A 21,303-nucleotide genomic window follows, 5' to 3' on the forward strand; every position below is an offset into this window, starting at 1 on the left:
CGTTCATACTCTAAACTACTTTTCTCCTATTTGAATTTAATGTCAGCCACTTGACCACGTTCAACAAAACCTATATTTTGATAAACCTTATTCGCATCAGGGTTTTTCAGATCGGCATATAGCATCGGTTCTAAACTCTCTGATATGAGGATAGAAGATAATTCTGCCACAACTGCACTTGCATATCCATTCTTACGAAAGGCAGACGGTGTGTATACTGCATTAATTCTCGCATGTCTCGGAGAGCGATGTGCAATATTAGCCATGGACACAGGGTGACCATCTACCAGCCATAGATACAGATTACCTGTTTCTATTACCGACTCTGCTGCTGAGATTTGACTAGACGGTTCAACTTTAACTCCATAAGCTCCCTCTGAGAAGCCAGCTAAAAATTCCGCCACTTTCTCCAAATGCTGTCTTGTGGCTAGGTGCAATATCCCTTCTACATGAACTGGCTTCCTTACCTGTGAACAAACGTAGGATTCCATAATCATATAAGGGACAAATTCAAGCCCATTAGCCTCTGAATATACTTTAGCAAAGTGTTCAACAGTCGTCCGATCTCCTGATATACCCGGAAGCTCATTTCCCTTGAGAATTTCTAAAAGTTCTTGCAAGAGCTTTTTCTTTGGTTCAGCTGCAAGTTCTTTGGAAACCCATAACCAAGCGTTGTGCCCTTCTGACTGGGCAAAGACCATTGTTTCATTAGATGCTTTTAGACAGATTGAACGCTCTGACTCGCAAATACGATGAATAAGATTGTACTGAACTTCATCGGCCATAAACATACTCTGACGCAGCACTTGATCTTTTACACCAAACTTTTGCCACATACCAATTCCTCCTCGGTTCATAAAAAATACAAAAACCCCATCCCATTAGGGACGGAGTCTATTCCGCGTTACCACCCTGATTGGTGTATGAATGAATACACCCTCTCTGCCATCGTCCAACAACGATGCTTCTATATAACGGTAGAATACCGGGCCTGTCTACTATATTTCGGAGGCCTGCTCTGAGGTGATTTTCGATTCGTATACCCACTGCCTCGCACCAACCGGCAGTTCTCTGAATGGCATTTCCGCACCTACTTGTCCTCTTCGTTGCATTTAATTGCAAAGTAATTAGATACACTATATTGGTTAAGGGATATTATGTCAATTACTTCAAGTCGTGGAACTGCCCTTTTCAATCGATTTTCGCTTGTTTAATGAAGAAATTGATCCTCAACCGAAGGTTATCATTTACAAATTTTTCATTGACACTTCCTTTCAAATAAAGATATATTTATTGATGTTGATAATCATTCTCATATGTAAAACGTTTTATATTCATCTTTTTTGATGAGTTTTCACAGCCAGATAGTCAGATTCAACAAATATATTACAGATTAGAAAGGGGAAACACATGAACACGAAAAGAAAGCTCTCTTTAATGACACTACTCATTTCGGTAGTGCTGATCCTGGCCCTCGTAGGTTGTGGCAGCAAGCCGACAACTCCTGCAGCTTCTCCGGCTGCGAGTGATTCATCAACTACCGAAACTACCGAAACACCAGCCGCTCAAGATGAGAATACCGAATATCCAATTACCATCAAGCACGCTTTGGGAGAAACCGTTATTGAGAAAAAGCCTGAGCGTGTAGCTACGGTTCAATGGGCTAACCATGATGTCGTTCTCGCTCTTGGACAAGTTCCTGTAGGCTTCTCGGCAGCGAACTTTGGCGTTCAGGATGACAGCGGATTGCTGCCTTGGACTGCAAAAAAACTCGAAGATCTCGGCGTAACAGACCCGAATGTTTTCAAAGATACAGACGGTCTTGATTTTGAAGCCATTTCCGATTCCAACCCGGATGTCATTCTTGCAGCTTACTCCGGTATTACTCAGGAAGACTACGATCTTCTCAGCGAAATCGCTCCAGTAGTAGCTTATCCGACTGCTCCTTGGGCAACAACATGGCGTGAACAGGTTCTCTTCAATTCCGAAGGAATGGGCATGAAAGCGGAAGGCGAGCAACTGATTAAAGACACTGAGGCCATGATTAATGAAAAAGTAAGTGCCTACCCTCAGATTAAAGACAAAAAAGTGGTTTGGGTAAACTTCTCAGCTGAAGATATGTCTAAATTGCACATTTATACACCTGTAGACTCCCGCGTCTCATTCCTGAATGAGTTGGGACTGGTTGTTCCAGAGAGCATCACCAGCCAAATTACGGACCCTAACAGCTACTCCCTAAGTCTAAGTGCTGAGAATGCTGAAGCCCTTAATGATGCAGATATCCTTGTTGGATACGGAAATGCCGAGTTGTTGAAAGCCCTTCAGGCTGATCCGCTTCTGGGTAAAATTCCAGCAGTTAAACGAGGTTCAGTAGCATTCATCGAAGCAGATACACCTTTGGTTGCTGCTGGAACGCCAAACCCACTGTCGATTTCTTATACTATTGATGATTATCTGAAACTAATCGGCGGAGCTATTGATAAAATAAATGAATAGTCCATCGATTCCGAATAACAATCAACCACGCTTGAATATCCCGAAAAATTTCGGGCTGGTTTTGGTCATCTGCTTTATCCTGCTCATCGTAAGCGTGGTAGCCTCACTGGTCCTCGGTTCTCGGCCAGTGGGGTTTCATGAACTAATCGACGGATTATTTCACCCGGAAGTAGACTCCTATGGGGCAAATATCGTGCGCAAGCGGATTTCCCGAACTGTCTTCAGTTTATTATGTGGGGTGGCACTCGGAGTATCGGGAGCAATTATGCAAGCCGTCACACGCAACCCGCTTGCTGATCCAAGTATATTGGGTGTTAACACAGGCGCATCTTTGTTTGTAGTATGCGGCATTGCGTTCCTGAACATCAGCAGCGCGGGGCAATATATATGGCTGGCTTTGGCTGGGGCTGCGATTACTGCAGTGTTTGTATTCGGAATCGGCTCTATGGGGCGTGGCGGCGCCACGCCCATTAAGCTTGTTTTGGCAGGAGCTGCTGTAAGCGCTGCTCTTTCTTCTCTGGTCACTGCCATCATGATTCCCCGCTCGTATGTCATGGACCAATTCAGGTTTTGGCAAGTCGGAAGTGTCGGCTCGGCAACCTGGAGTGGGATCGGCACGTTCATTCCATTTCTGATCATCGGAATTCTCATTGCGTTTATTACTGCTCCGGCACTCAACGCGTTAGCGCTGGGAGATGATGTGGCTACGGGATTGGGCGTTCGAACCGGAACACTGAGGCTTATTTCCGCCCTTGCGGGTGTACTGTTATGCGGAGCGGCTACCGCTCTGGCTGGACCTATTGGTTTTATCGGATTGTTATCCACTCACGTCATACGCCTTATTATTGGGCCTGATTTACGCTTTGTCATACCGATGTCGGCCATCGCCGGAGCCATCATTCTGACGATCTCCGATGTAGGTGGCAGGCTCATCAGCAATCCTGGCGAGCTTGAAGTCGGCGTAGTGACTGCATTTATAGGTGCTCCCATACTCATTATTCTAGCTATCCGATCGAAAGTGCGTTCATTATGACCAATCACTCTATTGAATTTATTATGGCGGGAAGACGTCAAAGACGCCGCCGATGGATCCTTGTCACTAGTCTCCTTGCAGTGCTGGCATGCATTCTATGCTGCGCCATGCTTTTACTAGGAAATACGATATATCCGGTTAAGGATGTCATTCTAGCCCTTTCCGGTGAAAAAATCAAAGGCGTCTCTTTTGCCGTAAGTACCATTCGGCTACCAAGAATGCTGACTGGCCTTTTTGCCGGATTTGCGTTCGGTATTGCAGGTTACACGTTCCAGACCATGTTGCGGAATCCCCTTGCAAACCCCAATGTCATAGGGATCACGTCTGGTTCAAGTGCTGCTGCTGTTTTCTGCATCGTCATTCTCCATGCTAGTGGAGCCGTCGTGTCCTTCGCTGCAGTAATTGCAGGTCTGGTCACCGTTCTGTTCATTTATGTACTTTCCAGAGGAAAGGTATTTTCCATCGGACGATTGATTCTGATCGGAATAGGTATACAAGCGATGCTTGATGCTGTCATCTCTTATCTTCTTCTGGTTAGTTCTGAAAAGGATGTTCCTTCAGCGCTCAGATGGCTCACAGGTAGTCTTAACGGTTCTCAGATCCACGAGCTTCCGCCTCTTGTGATCACCGTCATCATCTGTTCGCCGATCATCATCTTGCTGGGCAAACATCTTAGTATATTGGAGCTTGGAGAACAATCGGCATTTTCCCTGGGTGTAGATACGGACAAGACCAGAATTGCACTTATTGTAAGCTCTGTCTGTATGGTTGCGATTGCTACGGCTACCACAGGTCCGATCGCTTTTGTCTCATTCCTATCGGGCCCTATTGCCAAAAGACTCGTCGGTGTGGGCTCCTCCAACATTATTCCGGCAGGTCTTGTTGGTGTCAACCTTGTCCTGGCATCCGATCTCATCGGACAATTTGCTTTTGAGTACAGATTCCCCGTAGGCATCATTACCGGATTACTCGGAGCGCCTTATCTGATCTTCCTGTTAATCCGAATGAATCGAAAGGGGGAACTATAATGAAAGCAACACATGTTTTTCAAGCCGAACAACTCGTCGCAGGCTATGAGAACAAAACGATTATACATGGTGTGGACCTCGTTATACCCAGTCATAAGATAAGCGTTATTATCGGATCCAACGGATGCGGTAAGTCTACGCTTCTTAAAACGATGGCCAGACTAATCAAACCCATATCCGGCAAGGTCACTTTAGACGGTAAGCCCTTATCCAAAATCCCACCCAAGCAGTTGGCTCGTGTGGTGGGGCTGCTACCCCAGTCTCCCATTGTCCCGGAAGGGATCTCTGTAGCTGATTTGGTCGGCAGAGGACGTTTTCCGCACCAATCCATGTTCAGTGGCTGGACCAAAAAGGATTACGAGGCCGTTGCCGAAGCAATGACCATCATGAATATCACCGAGTTTGCCAATCATAATATTGACGAGCTCTCAGGCGGCCAACGACAACGCGTCTGGATTGCCATGGCATTAGCTCAACAAACGGACATCCTGTTTCTCGACGAGCCGACAACCTTTTTGGATATCACCTATCAAGTCGAGATTCTTGACCTGCTCACGGAGCTTAATCGCAAACACGGAACAACGATCGTAATGGTCCTTCATGACATCAACTTATCCGCGCGTTATGCAGACCATATTTTCGCTCTTCATACAGGTAAGCTTGTCGCTGAAGGCGTACCCGCAGAGGTCATTACAAGCACACGGGTCAAAGACATCTTCGGCCTGGATTGCACGGTTATTGATGACCCGATCTCGGGATCTCCGATGGTCGTACCAAAAGGGCGATATCACGTGAATCATGAGATAACTTCCTATTAGGTTTTAAACCAAACAATTCTCTAACTTTAAAAGGGCAAGTTAGCGCCGTTGTCACGACTGACGCTAACTCGCCCTTCATTTATCATAAGGTTTTAACATAAGACCCCTCATGTATGCTTTACTTCCCATCCGTAGCCAAAAAACGAATCGTAACGGTCGTCCCTACACCTTTCATGCTCTCATAATTAATTTCCCCGTCATATTTCTCTACAATATTAAAACAGATCATTAATCCTAGTCCGGTGCCATTACTTTTTAATGAATAAAACGGCGTCCCGAGCGACTTCACCTCATCCTCTGACATTCCGCTCCCTTCATCAATGATTTTGATCTCAATATAATGTTGATTCCTCTTGGCAATCACAGTGACGGGTTTCCCCATATTCGAAGCTTCCAATGCGTTTTTAATTAAATTCATCATCAACTGCTTAAACTCAATTGGATTAATAAAAATGAAGCAACTCTCTTCTGCCTCAATATGCAGCTGGTTATCAGATAACATCGCATAGGAACGGACCAGACCTGTTACACTCTGAAGGGCATCGTTCACATCTACTTTTTCCGGCTTCTGATCTCTATTGGGCTTGGAAAGGGTTAGAAACTGTGAGGTAATCTGTTCAACGGTATTTAACTCATCAATCATTAATTTGAACTTGCTTTTGACTGGATCATCAAATGCAGGATCTTCTCTGTATAACTGCAAAAATCCTCGAACAACGGTGACTGGATTTCTAATCTCATGCGCAACAGCAGCCGTCAAATGGGCTATCATCTTCAGTCGTTCCGATTGTTGTAATTGTTCATGATAGAGCTGCTGTTTTTTCATACGACTAAAGGACAAATGGAAAATGAGAAATAATAAAATCTGACTCGCTATAATATTAATGAGATTGCCTAGGATGTCATGATGTAAATACGAATATATATTACCCTGATCAATCAGGATGATATAGCCAAACGTAATTAAAATTAAAAATCCATTCAGAATGATGGAGAAATAAAACAATTTTAAATCAAAAAACAAAATGGCAAGTGAGGGAATCAGACAAATGAGAATGTACGTAGTCCAGGTCTCTGGATATAAGAAGAACAGGGTATAGAAATAAGCAAAACCAAATAGAATAATGATCTTTCTGAAAACATAGGTTTCATGTTTTGGGTAGATCAACAAACAAACCGCTAGAATGGCTACACACAAAAAATGGATAACATACCCTGCTGTAATTCCGCTTAATTCTGTCGTTGATAGGATTAATCCAGATAGCATAAGAGCAATGAGAGTTAACATGGAAATATAATATGTTTTTCGGTTCACCTGACTGTACAATTCTTTCATTCACTCACCACTTTAAATTAATGTCGACACCTTCGGTATGTATGTAATCCTTTTCATTCCTATATTTAAAGGCATCCAACTGGATGCCCTTATCTATAATAGCATTGTATCTCATTTAACTAGCTATACAATATGAAAATTTGAAATAAACGATTCCCTACAATATAAACCCTCCATTGGTCATACTTAGGCAAGGCTTAGAATGCGAAGTAGCCGTACGGATCACTGTCCGTACGGCTACTCCCGTGTAAAAAAATGCTTTCAGCTTATGGATTATTTCCAGAGCTCTTCTGCAATTTCCTTGATAAACGCAAGCTTCTGCCACTGCTGCTCTTCTGTCAGATGATTACCTTCTTCTGTGGAAGCGAATCCGCATTGCGGGCTCAGGCAAATCCGATCAAGATCCACATATTGCTTCGCTTCTTCGATACGCTTCAGAATATCTTCCTTATTTTCAAGCTCACCAAATTTGGAAGAGAACAAACCAAGCACAACCTGTTGGTTGTCCTTCAGGAAACGAAGTGGCTTGAAATCGCCTGCCCGTTCAGTATCAAACTCCAGATAGTAACCGGAGTAGTTATCAATGTTCAGGAGCGTTTGCGCGATCGGCTCATAACCTCCACCAACACCGGCATATGTTGATACGTAATTCCCACGGCATACATGTGTCGTTACGACGAGGTCCTCCGGCAAACCGGATACAACTTCCTCGTTCAACTTTGCAAGTTCGTTCGCATAATCGGCCACATTTACGCCAATCTGCTCCATGAATGCCATGAACTGCTGGTCGCAGAGTGCGCCCCACGTGCAATCGTCAATTTGAACGCTTCGGCATCCCACTGCATACAAGGCCAGAATCGCCTCTTTGTAAGCTTTGGCAATATCCGAAAGAAGTTCTTCCCGGTTCGGGTAAATGGCTTGCGTACTTTCCTTATTTTCTGCCCGGTCCAATTCAAACAGGAACTGTGCTGCAGCAGGGATGGATTGACGCGCAACGACGTCATCCCCAGCAACGCTTTTTAAGAATGCATAATGTGAAACAAACGGATGGCTGCTGAAACTTACTTTGCCCGTCAGACGTGCTGTTTCGGGTCTGGATTTGGCACCGTTAAACTCATAGCCTTGATCAATGATGGTCCGGTCAACACCGTCAAGTCCCCAGAAGAAGTCCAGATGCCACCAAGAGCGACGGAATTCCCCGTCAGTTACAGCTTGAAGGCCAACTTCTTTTTGTTTCTGCACGAGCTTCACAATCTCAGCGTTTTCTACTTCCTCTAGTTGCCCAGAAGTAATTTCACCGTTTTGGTATTTCGCTCTCGCCTCTTTCAACGTGGTTGGGCGCAAGAAGCTGCCTACAATATCATATCGAAATGGAGTGACAGTCCGCTGTTTAGGTTCTGTTTGAATGCTCATCGTTTAATCTCCCCGTAAATTAATTATAAGATTAAATATAACATATCCGATCGGATTTACTGTTATATGAAAGGACTATAGCAGGTTATAGTTATTAGCTATAGCTGAGTTCAACTTTCCTTTTACCCGTCAGGCTTAGTCCATCCAAAAGAGAAATTTAATTACCTTATTGACTTAAACCATAGTTTAAGTCGTATGCTATTCCTGTCGACAGAGTTAACACCTATTTGGAGGTCTCCAACATGAAGTACTTTTCCATTAGCGAAGCTTCAGCTCAATTGAATATTCCAGATTCAACGTTACGTTTTTATGAAAAAAAAGGACTTCTGCCTATGATTGAGCGTGATGATGCTGGCAGAAGATTATTTTCAGAAGTTCAGATGGCTTTATTGGAAACCCTTGTTTGTTTAAAAAACACGCATATGCCCATTAGTCAGATTAAGCAATATATGGATTGGATCATAGAAGGGAACTGTACGCTTGAGGCAAGGCTTGAAATGATGCAAAATCACAAGCAGGCAGTGCTGGATGAAATTTCGTTGATGCAGGAATCCCTCAAGGGAGTAGATTTTAAAATTACACGTTACACCCGTCAAATACAGGAAAGAAACGAAGAAAAAGATACCTAAGAGGAGAGTTACTCTAATGAAACTTTCGGGAAATACAATACTCATTACCGGTGGAAGCTCTGGGATCGGATTAGCATTTGCAGAACGCTTCTTAAGATCTGGAAATACAGTTATTGTTACTGGACGACGTGAAGCTGTACTTCAACATGCGAAAGAAATACACCCCCGCCTTATTACGTATGTAAATGATCTGAATATTGAATCCGAGCGGGTAGCATTGTTTGATTGGGTAACCGCGAACTATCCGGAAGTGAATGTGTTAGTTAACAATGCCGGTATTCAACAACGTTTTAATATCCTGACAGCGGATGCGAAGAATGATTGGAGTTATTTTGCCAAGGAAATTACAACGAATATTGAAGCTCCTTTTCATCTGTCCATGCTGTTCGCTCCTTATCTTGCAACCAAAGAAGAAGCCACAATTATTAACGTTACCTCGGGATTAGCCTTTACACCGTTTGCCATTGCTCCGATATATTCAGCAACCAAAGCGGCACTTCACTCCTTTACGATCAGTCTGAGACATCAGCTTTCGGATACGTCTGTAGAGGTCATTGAAGTTGCTCCTCCGGCAGTAAGTACAGATCTGGGTGGAGCAGGACTGCATACGCATGGAGAGCCATTGGATGCCTTTGCAGATGGAATTTTCGAAGGATTACAAGAAGGTCATAAGGAAATTGGATACGGTACCTCTGTTGCCCGCATACGCATGTCCCGAGATGAAGTCGATGAATACGCCAAACAGATGTATAACGCAACGAAAAACCTCATTGAATAACTCGCCTGCGAGTCATGTGCTGCTATTGAATCGGTTCATCACATACTTTCGTGTGCTTTAAATAGAAGAGGCAGATGCAAGCTAAACGCCGCATCTGCCTCTTTTTCATGCTATCCTTGACCCGTGAACAGTCCATTATCATGTTGATCTCAGGTCAACGTAAGAATGATCTGTTCCCCGGAACGGGTAATCTTGTAGATTCCCTCTTGCATGTCAATGCCATAGTGCTTTTTCAGCAGCCACTTTGCGTTTCGATCCGTCTCCACGACGACCAGATAATCGTATCCGCTCAGGAGATTGTCCATATTATCCTCATAGAACAACACGATCCCATCCACATGCGGGGCATACAAGAAATACTTCCCGACATACTGCATGTAATAATTCGTGACCTGCTGGTCCTTATCCGAGGCATAGAACAGATATCTGTTGTTGTCCTCCTGACCACCTTTATACCAGCGATCGCCGGTAACCGCATGGATTTTGTAAGGGAGCGTTGTATCGTACGTTTTGGCAATCGAGACAATCCCGTTGTATTCCGACAAAAGAATGGTCGCTGCAATCGCCATACAGCCGATGATTCCTTTTTGATAATGCCCCTTCGTCTCGACCGTCTTGAAGGCTTGATAGTCAGGCACTTCACCAATCCGATAGTGGAATGAACGCTCTAGGTCAATTGCAGCGCACAGCACCAATCCACCGGCGAACAGTACCACAATACTCGAGGCATAACGCTCAAAACCGGCCAGTACGATCGCCTCATCCATCGGCATGGAGAAGAGATATAACGCCAGAATACCTGCATAATACAGCAACAATACAACATCCAGTGCAATCAGTGCTTTCCACAAATTCCACTTCTTCTTGAGCACCACATAGGCAAATACCGAAGCCGTAATCGCTACAATCTCGAAAATGACAATACCGATAACCGGCCGTGTCGTAATATCCGTACTCGATTTTAAGAACAGCCACAGAATCTCATGCATCTGCTCCGCCGTTTTACCGGATTGAATCCCCGAAGTAGCCACATCAAATTTGTTATCGACGCCCTGAAACACCGTTGCCATACGCAAGCTCCAGCCGAAGTATGGAATCAGTGTACCGCAGATGGTGCCAATAACAGTAAGTGCAGTTTTCCAACTGAACTTTTGTCTGTGTTTTAGCCATGCATACACCAGAAAGATCAGGCCGATGGCTGCAAAAATAATGCCTGTACTTTTAATGACAGTCAGCACACCTGCAAGCGGGAGCATGATGATACATGCTCGCTTGATATCATGACGATATTGGTATACTACGGCCAGGATAGCGAGCGCATAGATGGGGAGCAGGAAATCCACGAGCAGGTTGGTAATCCGAATCGTAAGGTTGAAGAAAGACAGCGTGGATAACCCAAGTCCAAGAAACGCATACAGCAGAAAACGTTTCTTCTCGGAAACGATGCCAAACATGGCGTAAAAACAGGAAAAGATCAGCAGACCTTGTGCAAGCAGCATCACAGACTGGTCATGCCCCATGAAGCGACAGACGTAATAAATAAAAGATGAGGTTCCTAGTGGATAATTTTTAAAATCAATTAGGTTCGAATCCGGTGTCGGAAAAGCATTTGTGCTAAGCATCTGCTTCAAGACAATCGCCCAGTGGGAAAAATTATCGTAGTGCGTCAATTGATTTTGGAAGAGTACCAGTAAGAAAATGAATGTCCCTGCCAGGAATGAAAACTGGAATAAGGAAAAAGAAATGCGAAAGGATGCCCCTCGGCGCATTCCGAGAAACACCATTCCTCCATACAATAGTAATCCGACGAGTAGAAGGACAAGGCTGCCAATGTAGAGCTGCCCTGCCAAACCGCTAAGAAAGACAATACATGCTATGGAGGAAAACACAAATACAGGGATGAACTCCCAACGTATAGATAGTGCCTTTCGAACAAACTGCATGTAACCAATAAAGGAGAATATCAATAAAACTCCCATCACAAGTTGAAGCATATACAGCATCTCTATCTCTCCTAACCCTCTCTGGTGAAACGCTCGGCATGTGGATGGGTCAAATCACTCAGTAATTGATCAATCAAACCGCGCTCCACGATATCATCAATATTCTCCACCGAGAGAAGCACTTCGCGACGATTGGCTGTTGTTTTCCCTGTATGCTGCAAAATGACTTCAATATTACTCTTCGTATAAAAAGTAACGATCGCTCCTGCCGCAATATCACCATGAAGACCTGTGGCGGAAAAGAAACGATAATTAAAGCTGCGCAGCGTGCATCCAGCATTGTTGGTGAAATGAACTGGAAGCTGAAGGGAAAGCCTCGGCATTTTTCGCTGATCCGATCTAGGTTGAACAATACGTTTTTTCACATTGCGAAGCATATCGTCGTAAGCCGTATCCCACAGGTTCATCTGCTCTGGCAGCGAGTGTTTACGGTCATAGATGATTTGCATGTATTGACGGTTATCCGTCTCATCAATCGGCTGAACCGTCGCGGAATAACGCCAGCCTTCCCCATCCTGTTTCACATAAACGATGACCGCTTGGAGATTGGCCTCATACCGCTCGGATTTTACGACCAGAGAGATCGTCTTCTGTTCAGGCAGATAAATGGGATACGGGACATAAAAGGCAATACCTTGTTCAGATACATCTACTGTCTTGGCCTGATAGCGCAGATCCGTGTCCTGATCGTGGATCATGACATCCTCCTGTGCCCGAATGCGTTCTGTCTCCCGATACGCACGGCGGCCGATCATGAAGAATAGGGCATAACACAGCGCAATCATATTATGAATGAGCCAGAAAATAATGATACTGCTGAAGAACAGCGCGATGCCATACTTGCCGTTAACATATCGGATCACAGCCGCAATTGAAAGCAAAAGCAGGAAGATATGCGGGAGTGCATACAACAGAGCAGACATCCATTTCCGGCCTTTCGCTCTGCTTTTATTCGTAACCTTGAATTTTTTCTCGCGGATGCCCAACGTTTCGAGGAGAACCGGCCATATCAGATAAGGCATAAATATCGTATCAATAACCTGACTCCAGCGCTGATTCCGAATATTGCTCGACAGATAACGCATCGATACGCTGTAGAAGAAATAGGACGGAAGCCAGAATATTAAGATTTGCCAGAAGGTCGTGTTTACAATCTTAAAGTCGAAGAGAGCAAATAAAATAGGTGCCAAAATAAAAATCAATCGGTTGAAAAAAGACCACCAGTACAGAAAACTACTCACATAGGTTATTCTTGTCCAGAAAGGAAGTTTCTCGGATAAGGGTGCGCGCGTATTCTGCAAGCTCTGAATAATACCCCTTGCCCAACGAATTCGCTGCTTGATCATGCTAGGAACTGTTGTTGTCGTCTGTCCAGCAGCTTGAACCTCTTGAGTCGCATAGGTAATATAGCCTTCCTGTTGTAAGCGGATGCTTGTCTCGAAGTCCTCGGTGATCGTATTCAGCGGAAAACCGCCGATGTCTTCCATACCTTGCCGGGAAATGATCGTATTGCTTCCGGTATAGGCTACCGCATTGGAGGCATTACGCAGGATGTTCACTTCTCTGGAGAAGAAATCCTGTTCATTCGGAATGCCCTGCTCTGCATACAAGTTAAACTGAAACAGATCCGGATTATAGAAGCTTTGAGGGGTTTGTACCAGCCCCAGCTTGAACTTTTTATCTATTTCATCCTCACGACGAAGCCGCCATCTCCCTTTCTCTTCTATAAACGTGGAGAGCAGGAAATACGGGACGGTTTTCATCAAAAAGGTGTGCTGCGGAATCATATCTGCATCAAAGGTTGCAATGAGTGGAGAAGAGGTTTTGCTCAGGGCATTATTCAGGTTACCTGATTTGGCATGCTTGTTGCCGGGGAAACCCAGATATCCTACGCCAAACTGCTTCGCTAGCTCCTCCACCTCAGGCCGTGCTCCATCATCACACAGATAGATGTGAACCTTCTGCTTGTCAGGGTAATCCATAAACGTACAAGCATTGACGGTTTTATACAAAAGATCAACCGGCTCGTTATGGGTGGCAATGAACACATCCACATGAGGATAAAAATCGGGAGGGACGATGGGAAAGTCGAGCTGCGTACGTTCCTTTTGCATTTTTTGAAAAAACAATTCAAAGGTGGTCAGTACGGTTACCGTCTCAGCCACAATTAAGAGCATACCGAAGATGACGTTCAGTACGCCTTCTCCCCATGGCAGTGTAAAGAACATCCGCCATAACAAATAAATCGACATCAGGATCATGGTGATGACAAAGAAAATATGTTGCCTTTTTTCGTTTTGCACTACAGCTGCTCCCTCCTTGCCGCAAATACCCATCTTCGCTGCAATTGAAAACTGAGCAGGAACAGCAAGGCATCACAGACAAATTTCGCGATTTTCTCATCCACGAAGAAAATCGTATGGAACAAATATACCCCCGTACTGGACAGCACAATCACGAATCCACACAACGTCAAATAGCGCCATAGACTGCCCTGGCTATCCTCTTTGCGGAATACAAAATACCTATTCAGTACATAGTTGACGACAATAGAAATAATTCTCGCAATCACGGTTGCGAGCAGAATCCTTAGATAATCCTGCTGACCCAATATAGGCCGCAAAAAGTCGATCAAAAACCATGCAATTCCCAAATCAACGACAGAACTCGCAACTGAAGAGGAAATAAACCGCAGGAAGTTGGAGAACAGCACACCCATCACCCGAGCGCTGTCCTGAATCGCTTTAAAGTGTGTGCCTGCATTTCCATTCTCATAGATGACTTGAATCGGCATGGTATGAATCGGTATACCGGACTGAATACACGAGATGAGCATCTGCAGCTCGTATTCAAAACGAGTGCCGCGAACATCTTGCATGAAAGCTAGCAGTCCGGGGCCAAAGGCTCGAAGCCCGGTTTGGGTATCTGATAGCTTTTTGCCGTAAAGCATAGCAAATATAAAGGACGTCATTCGATTACCCAGCAAGGATTTCGGCGGTATGCCTCCCTCACTGAAGTTTCTTACCCCAAGAACCAATGAGTCAGGATGCTGCCTGGCTTCTTTCGCAAGTCTGTATACATCCTCTGCTGCGTGCTGCCCATCTGAGTCCGCAGTGACGACGAACGAAGATGCATCGAACTGCTCTCCGATATACTTAAATCCGGTCTTAAGTGCAGCACCCTTTCCCAGATTTTCCGCATGACGCAGCAAAACACACCCGTTTTCACCCAGCTCTTCGAAAATCGACTGATACGCCTCACCAGATCCATCGTCCACAATGACAATATGGGTCAAGCCATATTCTCGCAATTGCCGTACATAGGCTGGAAGTCTCTCATCTGGCTCAAGCGATGGAATAAGGATGATCGTTTTGCCGTCTTCAGTTTTATCTATAATCATCCTAGTTAAGCCTCAATTCGACATATTTTCACAAATTCTTTTTGAATACTGTGAGTATAACATCGAAAGAGTAGACAGTAAACGAACAACTTGTATATATTTTGGTAAAAAAGTTGTATACACATTCGTATTAATGTATAGGCAAAAAATACTAGGAATAGGACTGTGGTATACACAACGAAAAACTCGCCACGATTATGGGCGAGTGGATATTCAGATATCATGTAACAATGCTATTCTATTCGAATGGCTTCGATATTAAGCTCGATGCTTACTTCATTTCCGACGACAATTCCACCCGCTTCCAGAGGCGAGTTGAAACTCAAACCAAATTCATTACGATCAATACTGGCTGTTGAACGAAAGCCCACACGTTCCCGGCCACGAGGGTCTTTATTAAACCCTTCAAAAACGGTATGAAAAGTGATAGGTTTTGTTACGCCATGCAGCGTTAGATTGCCTGCAAGTTCATATTGCCGTTCGCCAGTAAGAACGCATTTGGTGCTTTGAAACGTAATGGCTGGATACTTGGCAGTATCAAAGAATTCTTCGCTCCTCAGGTGTTCATCGCGTTGCCGCTGGCGAGTTGTGATACTATTTGCGTCGATGGAAGCCTGAATACCCAAGATTGTTACATCGTTGGGGTCAAAACTTAAAACCGCTTCGAAACGCTCGAAAACACCTTTGATTTTATTAATCATTAAATGCTTCACCGAAAACTCAACAGAACTGTGGTCCGGATCCACTTCCCATTTGACATTGCTCATGAATAAATTCCACCTCTATAATAATATGATGAGAAAGGTCGACCTATCTCCAAAGCAGCGCTATTCGCATGCTCTTAATATACAAAAAGGCTACTGACAACGTAATGTCAGTAGCCTTTTTGCGTTCTAGCATTTTCTCATAAATATAGACGAATGGCCGCTTATGCTGATCACTAATTTGAATTAGAATTACCGTAGAAGTCTGGAAAAAGGCTGTGATTCCAATGTTAATCAAAAGAGATAAATGGTTGCAATATCGCATCCTCCGGAAGGGCTCCTCTCTCGTTGGACGTTTACCAGAAACACACTTGCTTAAAAAGGACACTTTAACGAAGATGCTGCTTCAATATCAAAGCGTTGTACTGAAGCCTCGTAACGGAAGTTATGGAAGGGATATTATCTTTATCAAACGGAACAGTGTAAGAACCTATCGTATTCAAAATGAAAATAATGTGGTCATCATGAAAGACACCGACAAGGTACTCCAATGGGTCCACAAAAGAAACAAAAGTCATAGATACATTGTCCAAAAACGTCTGCATCTTGCCCGAATTGGGCACAAGCCGTTCGACATTCGGATCATCGTCCAGCGTCAAAAAGGCTCTTCAACCACTTGGAACGTTACTGGCTCCTACGCTAAAGTTGCGGCGCAAGGATATCTAGTCACAAATGTGACTAGCCGCACCATTCCAGTGTTGGAGGCACTCAAATTATCTCAAATTGGAGATCGCAGCTTGCTTGTCAAAGCGGAACACATTGCACTATTAGCTGCCAAACGACTGGGAGAACGTTACCCGAAGCTTAGGGAAGTTGGGTTTGATATAGGTATCGACAGGAAACAGCGAGTTTGGATTATCGAAGGCAATTATAAACCGGACCTACGGCCATTCCGACTTTTGAAAGATTCCTCAATGCATCGCAAAATATTATGGTACAAGAAACATTAAAGCGAAAAAGAGACGACCAGCCTTTTTCTACGGGGCAGTCGTCTCTTTAGGTTAAGTTGTATGATGCTTATGATGATCATGACGCTTCAGTTATTACTTGATGCGTCTCGTGGCACTTGTAACACGTGTCACTTGGAACTTATTTACCCCTACCTGTATAATGGCAAACTGGCTATAAGAAGTACCGGAAGAAGTATACGGCTCAGCTTCAATATTCCCACTTGGCGTTCTAACCGTTGCGGTGATTCTAGTTACCAAGCAGACTCCACGGCCGGAAGCTCTCCAAGTCTCGTCACGCAGAACACTATAGTTGTCGTCACTACAAAAGATGGATGCATATTCAACTTTTCCAGACGCATTAAACGAAGTAGAGTTATAGATCTGAACAGGGTCATAACCACCTCTTGGTCCTCCAGGTCTTCTATTTCCCATTATCAAAACCTCCTTATTATTGATAGTTTTATTAAATGCAATTCAATTGTTTTGGTAAGGTATAAATGTGGACAAGGAACAAAAAGTGCGTTTGTCCGGTGGTTGCGAGAGGAAACTTATAACGCTGTACCTCAACAAAAAGAACCCCCCTCGTATTCACAAAGTTGGTTCAGGAATTATAGATTTATCAGCAAGCCTATGTAAACATGAATTGCCTAAACTTAATTGATATCCGCTGATTCTAAGGGTTAACAATAATTAACCATCCAAAATTGATCCTGTAGAAGGATCTAAAACTAAGACACTACTCTTATTTAGACACTTCTGATCGAGATAGTTTCCTTTTGTTGAACACATGTCTCATCTAACAACGAAAAAAACACGATCGGATAGCGCACAACGTGTTGTTTCGTTATTACATAGAATCAACCTGTTTAATTTTTGTTACTTCATCTGTCCTTTGATGACTTTCATCATGCTTTTACCAGTTGCTATAATTGCTTCTTCTGCTGAACGTGGTGTCCAACCAAGTATACGTTGGGCTTTTTGATTACTCGTTGACATATCTTTTCCCAAGAGTGTTGCAATCATTCTTAATTTAGGGTTGAAAATCGCCGCAACACGAACAATACTATTGGGGAGTTCTCTCTTAGGCACGTTTATGGCATCTGATAAGCAATTCTCCAGGGATGCGCCACACAACAAAGAGAACAGCCCCAGGCTGTTCTCTTTCGCTGTCTGTCTTAGAAGCATGTGAACGAGCTAATCCGATTCAAATCAATACCGAAGTATCCCCAGAAGAAACCGAACCATCTGAACCCTGCAACAGAATTACGCCCGACAAATACCGGAAAGAACCAGAATTGCTCGCCGTTGTTCAGCCAAATGTATGTGTTGCGGAACATACAGCGTCTGATCCCGCCGGGATCGATAGCATATGTGGCGGTCTGCATTTGCGGTACGAACTGCGGTGGAGGAGCCGTCGGCGCTTGAACCCCTCCCGGTGCACCCCCTGGAAAACCCGGACCCCCCGGCCCTACCGGTCCACCTGGTCCGCCTGGAAACCCTCCGCCAGGTCCCGGCATTGGAAAAAACCCCATATGTGATCGCTCCTTTCGATGAGTAGGCATAATCATCATATGCATTCGCGGAAAGGGCGACTGGGCGAATATCAAAAATATCACCAACAAAGCTTGACCCATATTCAGTTTCTCCACATAGGGGAAACATTGCCGCATGAAACCCCAGTCAATTTTGACAAATAAAGTGAGTGAGTGATAGATTCTAAGTATATTCATTCTTTAAATTGGGGTGGGCCTATGAGAAAAAAACTACAAATTTACATATCGTCTACTTACTACGATCTTATTGAAGAAAGACATACCGCTGTTGAAGCCGTACTTCAAGCTGGTCATATCCCTGCGGGAATCGAGCAATTTTTCAAGGAGAGTCCAATGAAAATTAGGAAGAGATGGATCGACGAGTCCGATGTATATGTCCTGATTCTCGGAGGATTTTATGGTTTAACACTTCCTGAAGATAATTCCAAGAGCTATACCCATTGGGAGTATGAGTATGCCGGAGAAGCGGGCAAACCTAGATTTGCTTTTGTTGTCACAGATGAAGCATTAAGACAAAAGCCATATGACTTCGCAGCAATTGAATACTATCAGGAGTTTCAAGAGTTTAAGCAAACAGTCATGGAACAAATCCCTATCTATTATGTTGAAGATGTACGGCACATTAAAATGGTACTTCGTAATCAATTGCCGGGGTATGCAGCAAGAGACGATTTGCATGGTTGGGTTTCTGGAAAGGATGTCCCAGACGTCCAAAAGCTGTTGGAAGAGAATGCACGATTAAAGGCGGAGTTGGAGAAAAAGAAATGAAAGAGGGGCTGGCATAACCAACCATTACCATTATTAACCATACCTGCCCAAAACAAGGTACCACCAACCTGAGATCAGTTATAGATCATGTAAACATGAAAAAACACATCCTAAATTGGGATAAGCATTCTCTTGGAAAGCTTATTTACCCAATAGGATGTGTTTTTTGTTTTAATATAAAGTTTGAATAAGTTCTATATTATGAAGCTTTTGCTGCAACAGCTTTTTGAATTAAAGCTTTTGCATCGTTAGTAGAAAGACCTTGTTTAGGTTGAAGCAGATTTTTCTCTGCTGCACTAAGAATACCTTTGTCAATCAGTTTTGCCATGGATTTCACCGCATAAGTAGAAACCGATTTTCCATCTTCAAAACCTGCAATGATCGTAGCTGCATTTTTGTCAGAAGCTTGATCTTTCAACAATTTAGCAAGAATGGTAGCCGCTTCTTCACGAGTGATATCACGATCAGGATTGAAGTTACCACCGTAGCCTTGAATGAATCCAGCATGAGTCGCTTCAGCGATTGCATCTGCATATGAAGCGTTAGCAGCTACATCCTTGAATGCAGGTGCTGCAGCTACTTCGTTCAGTTTCAACAGTTCTACAAGAGCACTTACAAATTCAGCACGAGAAATAAATTCTGTTGTTACAGGTGTTTCTGTTTCCTCTGTGGATGCAGCTAGGTTCGTGATACGTCCTTCCGTTTTAGCCACAATGTCAGCGCCTTTATACGTATCTACAATGTACTGGTAGAATACATCCAGATCGATAGGACCAGCCAAGGATGATTTAGCATCTACTAGCACTTTATAGTTATCTCCACCTGCAGCCATAAAGTTGTTAACTACAGCCGTATATGTTTTTGCAGGATCAATAGATGTGCCATCTTCCAGACTAAGGCTAGTAACACGTTCTGCAACTGGCTTGTTAAAGTCTGCAGTATATTTCAAACCAGAGATCTGTAGAGTTTTTGTGTTTGGTGTACCATCAGCGTTGGTACCCCATTGTTGCTGCAACAAAGTTTTAATTTGTTCGCCAGTCAACTCCAGTTTCACTAGAGTATTGCCAAACGGTTGGATTTTGGCAAGATCAGCAAAGGTCACATCGCCTTTTGGCAGATCCGCACGAATACCACCTGGATTCATAAATGCAAAGTCAGCAGCACTTGCCTTATCCCCAAAGTCTGCTTCACGCATTGAATCTGCAATGAGGTTACCCAGAGCGGCTTCATTATTATAAGCATCTGTACGGGTAACAGAACCATCCGTTGTACCTACTGGCTTAGTCAGCTCAGGATGCTTGTCTAATGATTTTTTAATAATAGCCAACGTTTCAGGGTCTTCTTTTACACCCTCTTGGAAAGTCGTTGTAACGGTAGCTGATTTCTCTGTTACATCCCCAGTAGCAGGGTCAATCATCAATTTAATATCTTCAAATGCTGTACCATAAGAGAACGCTTGAACGATCAATTTCCCATTTACTTCACCATTAGCCAAGGCATGATTGTCACCTGCGACGATAACGTCAACAGGGGAATCTGCTGGCAAAGCTTTTGCTAAATCAGCCGCTTCTCCAGTCGTTACGCCTTCTTTGGTTGTTGCCGGATCATGTGCCAAGACGATGATCGTTTCTACACCTTGATCTTGTAATTCTTTTGCATATTTATTAACGGCTTCAACTTCTTCTTCTGCGCTTAGGAAACGCACACCAGCTGTACCAGATGGAGATACTTTAGCAGGTGTGGATTTCGTTACTAATCCGATGAATCCGATTTTAACTCCGCCTACTTCTTTAATAACATACGGCTTAATCAATGTTTTGCCAGTGGCAGTTTCAATGACGTTTGCATTGACGTAATCAAATTTAGCACCAGCATGAGTTACTTTGCCTTCTTTTGGATCAAGGCCACCAAAGATTTGTGCCTTCAAGGCAGCGATACCCTGGTCGAATTCATGATTGCCTAGAGAACCTACATCAAAGCCCATCATATTCATCCATTCCATGGTAGGCTCGTCACGATCGAGAGATGAGACCGGAGCAGATGCACCCACAGAGTCTCCATTATGGAAGAGTAGGGAATGTTCATATTTTGCTTGAGCTTCTTTTAAGTAGGTTGCTAGAATTGGAGCCGTTCCTGCCTTTTTATCACTAACGATCGATGTGGTATCCAACTGACCATGGAAGTCATTGATACCAATCAAGTGTACTTCTACATCTTTGCCTGCGGCAGAGACAGAACCTGCTGCGCCCAATAGTTGGGTGAGTAATAGTGCGGCAGTTGCCACACGAATTGTGCTTTGGCCAAGAACTTTTTTCCAATACATGAATTAACAAA

The 21,303-nt window shown here is 43.9% G+C and carries 19 protein-coding genes and 1 other annotated feature; of the genes, 8 read left to right on the top strand and 11 right to left on the bottom strand.

The features are described from left to right. Nucleotides 1-26: 26 nt before the first annotated feature. Nucleotides 27-836, bottom strand: a complete 810-nt coding sequence (locus DC345_RS11965) for a GNAT family N-acetyltransferase (RefSeq protein WP_113053275.1) — start codon at nucleotides 834-836, stop codon at nucleotides 27-29. Nucleotides 837-880: 44 nt separating this feature from the next. Continuing rightward, nucleotides 881-1,116 (bottom strand) — a binding site (T-box leader). Between the two features lie 294 nt (nucleotides 1,117-1,410). On the opposite strand from DC345_RS11965, the gene DC345_RS11970 reads away from it, so the two are divergent. From DC345_RS11970 to DC345_RS11985, 4 genes are read left to right on the top strand one after another with little or no spacing between them, the layout of a single operon-like run. Continuing rightward, nucleotides 1,411-2,496, top strand: a complete 1,086-nt coding sequence (locus DC345_RS11970; protein WP_113053276.1) for an iron-siderophore ABC transporter substrate-binding protein — start codon at nucleotides 1,411-1,413, stop codon at nucleotides 2,494-2,496. Beyond that, a complete protein-coding gene (locus tag DC345_RS11975; RefSeq protein WP_113053277.1) occupies nucleotides 2,489-3,529 on the top strand; it encodes a FecCD family ABC transporter permease in 1,041 nt (346 codons plus the stop codon). Before DC345_RS11970 ends, DC345_RS11975 begins: the two co-directional genes overlap by 8 nt. After that, nucleotides 3,526-4,557 (top strand): FecCD family ABC transporter permease, encoded by a 1,032-nt coding sequence (locus DC345_RS11980; protein ID WP_113053278.1) that lies wholly within the window; start codon nucleotides 3,526-3,528, stop codon nucleotides 4,555-4,557. Before DC345_RS11975 ends, DC345_RS11980 begins: the two co-directional genes overlap by 4 nt. After that, on the top strand, nucleotides 4,557-5,375 hold the full coding sequence (locus DC345_RS11985; RefSeq protein ID WP_113053279.1) for an ABC transporter ATP-binding protein: 819 nt from the start codon (nucleotides 4,557-4,559) through the stop codon (nucleotides 5,373-5,375). Before DC345_RS11980 ends, DC345_RS11985 begins: the two co-directional genes overlap by 1 nt. Nucleotides 5,376-5,493: 118 nt before the next feature. On the opposite strand, the gene DC345_RS11990 is transcribed toward DC345_RS11985, so the two are convergent. Together DC345_RS11990 and DC345_RS11995 are read right to left on the bottom strand one after the other, a co-directional pair. Further along, nucleotides 5,494-6,711, bottom strand: coding sequence for a sensor histidine kinase (locus tag DC345_RS11990; RefSeq protein WP_113053280.1), 1,218 nt, complete (start codon nucleotides 6,709-6,711; stop codon nucleotides 5,494-5,496). Between the two features lie 273 nt (nucleotides 6,712-6,984). Then, on the bottom strand, nucleotides 6,985-8,124 hold the full coding sequence (locus tag DC345_RS11995) for a 5-methyltetrahydropteroyltriglutamate--homocysteine S-methyltransferase (RefSeq protein ID WP_113053281.1): 1,140 nt from the start codon (nucleotides 8,122-8,124) through the stop codon (nucleotides 6,985-6,987). Between the two features lie 242 nt (nucleotides 8,125-8,366). Between DC345_RS11995 and DC345_RS12000 the strand changes: the two genes are divergently transcribed. Both DC345_RS12000 and DC345_RS12005 read left to right on the top strand, forming a co-directional pair. Then, on the top strand, nucleotides 8,367-8,753 hold the full coding sequence (locus tag DC345_RS12000; RefSeq protein WP_113053282.1) for a MerR family transcriptional regulator: 387 nt from the start codon (nucleotides 8,367-8,369) through the stop codon (nucleotides 8,751-8,753). Nucleotides 8,754-8,769: 16 nt separating this feature from the next. Further along, nucleotides 8,770-9,531, top strand: a complete 762-nt coding sequence (locus DC345_RS12005; protein WP_113053283.1) for an SDR family oxidoreductase — start codon at nucleotides 8,770-8,772, stop codon at nucleotides 9,529-9,531. Nucleotides 9,532-9,680: 149 nt separating this feature from the next. Here the strand turns inward: DC345_RS12005 and DC345_RS12010 are convergent, their stop codons facing one another. The 4 genes from DC345_RS12010 to DC345_RS12025 all read right to left on the bottom strand — a co-directional run bounded on the left by DC345_RS12010 (nucleotide 9,681) and on the right by DC345_RS12025 (nucleotide 15,701). Further along, entirely contained in the window at nucleotides 9,681-11,534 is a 1,854-nt protein-coding gene (locus DC345_RS12010; RefSeq protein WP_113053284.1) for a hypothetical protein, read from the bottom strand. Between the two features lie 11 nt (nucleotides 11,535-11,545). Next, nucleotides 11,546-13,837 carry a glycosyltransferase family 2 protein gene (locus DC345_RS12015; protein ID WP_181586565.1) on the bottom strand — a complete coding sequence of 764 codons (2,292 nt, stop codon included), beginning with the start codon at nucleotides 13,835-13,837 and terminating at the stop codon, nucleotides 11,546-11,548. Beyond that, nucleotides 13,837-14,934 (bottom strand): bifunctional glycosyltransferase family 2/GtrA family protein, encoded by a 1,098-nt coding sequence (locus DC345_RS12020; protein ID WP_113053286.1) that lies wholly within the window; start codon nucleotides 14,932-14,934, stop codon nucleotides 13,837-13,839. Before DC345_RS12020 ends, DC345_RS12015 begins: the two co-directional genes overlap by 1 nt. A gap of 233 nt (nucleotides 14,935-15,167) precedes the next feature. Further along, nucleotides 15,168-15,701 (bottom strand): YceI family protein, encoded by a 534-nt coding sequence (locus DC345_RS12025; protein WP_113053287.1) that lies wholly within the window; start codon nucleotides 15,699-15,701, stop codon nucleotides 15,168-15,170. 224 nt (nucleotides 15,702-15,925) lie between these two features. Here DC345_RS12025 and DC345_RS12035 point away from each other — a divergent pair, with 224 nt between their 5' ends. After that, on the top strand, nucleotides 15,926-16,648 hold the full coding sequence (locus tag DC345_RS12035) for a YheC/YheD family protein (protein ID WP_113053289.1): 723 nt from the start codon (nucleotides 15,926-15,928) through the stop codon (nucleotides 16,646-16,648). 93 nt (nucleotides 16,649-16,741) lie between these two features. Here DC345_RS12035 and DC345_RS12040 read toward each other — a convergent pair whose 3' ends face one another. From DC345_RS12040 to DC345_RS12050, 3 genes are all read right to left on the bottom strand, one after another. After that, complete coding sequence (locus DC345_RS12040; RefSeq protein WP_113053290.1) at nucleotides 16,742-17,080, bottom strand: hypothetical protein; 339 nt, start codon at nucleotides 17,078-17,080, stop codon at nucleotides 16,742-16,744. 444 nt (nucleotides 17,081-17,524) lie between these two features. After that, nucleotides 17,525-17,833 carry a hypothetical protein gene (locus DC345_RS12045; RefSeq protein WP_113053291.1) on the bottom strand — a complete coding sequence of 103 codons (309 nt, stop codon included), beginning with the start codon at nucleotides 17,831-17,833 and terminating at the stop codon, nucleotides 17,525-17,527. Beyond that, nucleotides 17,824-18,180, bottom strand: coding sequence for a collagen-like protein (locus tag DC345_RS12050; protein ID WP_113053292.1), 357 nt, complete (start codon nucleotides 18,178-18,180; stop codon nucleotides 17,824-17,826). Before DC345_RS12050 ends, DC345_RS12045 begins: the two co-directional genes overlap by 10 nt. A 219-nt stretch (nucleotides 18,181-18,399) precedes the next feature. Between DC345_RS12050 and DC345_RS12055 the strand changes: the two genes are divergently transcribed. Beyond that, the gene (locus DC345_RS12055; protein WP_113053293.1) at nucleotides 18,400-18,969 is read left to right on the top strand and encodes a DUF4062 domain-containing protein; all 570 of its coding nucleotides are present in this window, start codon (nucleotides 18,400-18,402) and stop codon (nucleotides 18,967-18,969) included. Between the two features lie 199 nt (nucleotides 18,970-19,168). On the opposite strand, the gene DC345_RS12060 is transcribed toward DC345_RS12055, so the two are convergent. After that, nucleotides 19,169-21,292, bottom strand: coding sequence for a 5'-nucleotidase C-terminal domain-containing protein (locus DC345_RS12060; protein WP_113053294.1), 2,124 nt, complete (start codon nucleotides 21,290-21,292; stop codon nucleotides 19,169-19,171). Nucleotides 21,293-21,303 lie beyond the last annotated feature (11 nt).

The sequence above is a fragment of the Paenibacillus taichungensis genome, from assembly GCF_003287275.1.
Lineage (GTDB): Bacteria > Bacillota > Bacilli > Paenibacillales > Paenibacillaceae > Paenibacillus > Paenibacillus taichungensis_A.

Excerpts from the sequence above, each read along its gene's own strand:
- DC345_RS11965 (WP_113053275.1), bottom strand. The coding sequence starts at position 836 with ATGTGGCAAAAGTTTGGTGTAAAAGATCAAGTGCTGCGTCAGAGTATG.
- DC345_RS11970 (WP_113053276.1), top strand. The coding sequence starts at position 1,411 with ATGAACACGAAAAGAAAGCTCTCTTTAATGACACTACTCATTTCGGTA.
- DC345_RS11975 (WP_113053277.1), top strand. The coding sequence starts at position 2,489 with ATGAATAGTCCATCGATTCCGAATAACAATCAACCACGCTTGAATATC.
- DC345_RS11980 (WP_113053278.1), top strand. The coding sequence starts at position 3,526 with ATGACCAATCACTCTATTGAATTTATTATGGCGGGAAGACGTCAAAGA.
- DC345_RS11985 (WP_113053279.1), top strand. The coding sequence starts at position 4,557 with ATGAAAGCAACACATGTTTTTCAAGCCGAACAACTCGTCGCAGGCTAT.
- DC345_RS11990 (WP_113053280.1), bottom strand. The coding sequence starts at position 6,711 with ATGAAAGAATTGTACAGTCAGGTGAACCGAAAAACATATTATATTTCC.
- DC345_RS11995 (WP_113053281.1), bottom strand. The coding sequence starts at position 8,124 with ATGAGCATTCAAACAGAACCTAAACAGCGGACTGTCACTCCATTTCGA.
- DC345_RS12000 (WP_113053282.1), top strand. The coding sequence starts at position 8,367 with ATGAAGTACTTTTCCATTAGCGAAGCTTCAGCTCAATTGAATATTCCA.
- DC345_RS12005 (WP_113053283.1), top strand. The coding sequence starts at position 8,770 with ATGAAACTTTCGGGAAATACAATACTCATTACCGGTGGAAGCTCTGGG.
- DC345_RS12010 (WP_113053284.1), bottom strand. The coding sequence starts at position 11,534 with ATGCTGTATATGCTTCAACTTGTGATGGGAGTTTTATTGATATTCTCC.
- DC345_RS12020 (WP_113053286.1), bottom strand. The coding sequence starts at position 14,934 with ATGATTATAGATAAAACTGAAGACGGCAAAACGATCATCCTTATTCCA.
- DC345_RS12025 (WP_113053287.1), bottom strand. The coding sequence starts at position 15,701 with ATGAGCAATGTCAAATGGGAAGTGGATCCGGACCACAGTTCTGTTGAG.
- DC345_RS12035 (WP_113053289.1), top strand. The coding sequence starts at position 15,926 with ATGTTAATCAAAAGAGATAAATGGTTGCAATATCGCATCCTCCGGAAG.
- DC345_RS12040 (WP_113053290.1), bottom strand. The coding sequence starts at position 17,080 with ATGGGAAATAGAAGACCTGGAGGACCAAGAGGTGGTTATGACCCTGTT.
- DC345_RS12045 (WP_113053291.1), bottom strand. The coding sequence starts at position 17,833 with ATGCTTCTAAGACAGACAGCGAAAGAGAACAGCCTGGGGCTGTTCTCT.
- DC345_RS12050 (WP_113053292.1), bottom strand. The coding sequence starts at position 18,180 with ATGGGGTTTTTTCCAATGCCGGGACCTGGCGGAGGGTTTCCAGGCGGA.
- DC345_RS12055 (WP_113053293.1), top strand. The coding sequence starts at position 18,400 with ATGAGAAAAAAACTACAAATTTACATATCGTCTACTTACTACGATCTT.
- DC345_RS12060 (WP_113053294.1), bottom strand. The coding sequence starts at position 21,292 with ATGTATTGGAAAAAAGTTCTTGGCCAAAGCACAATTCGTGTGGCAACT.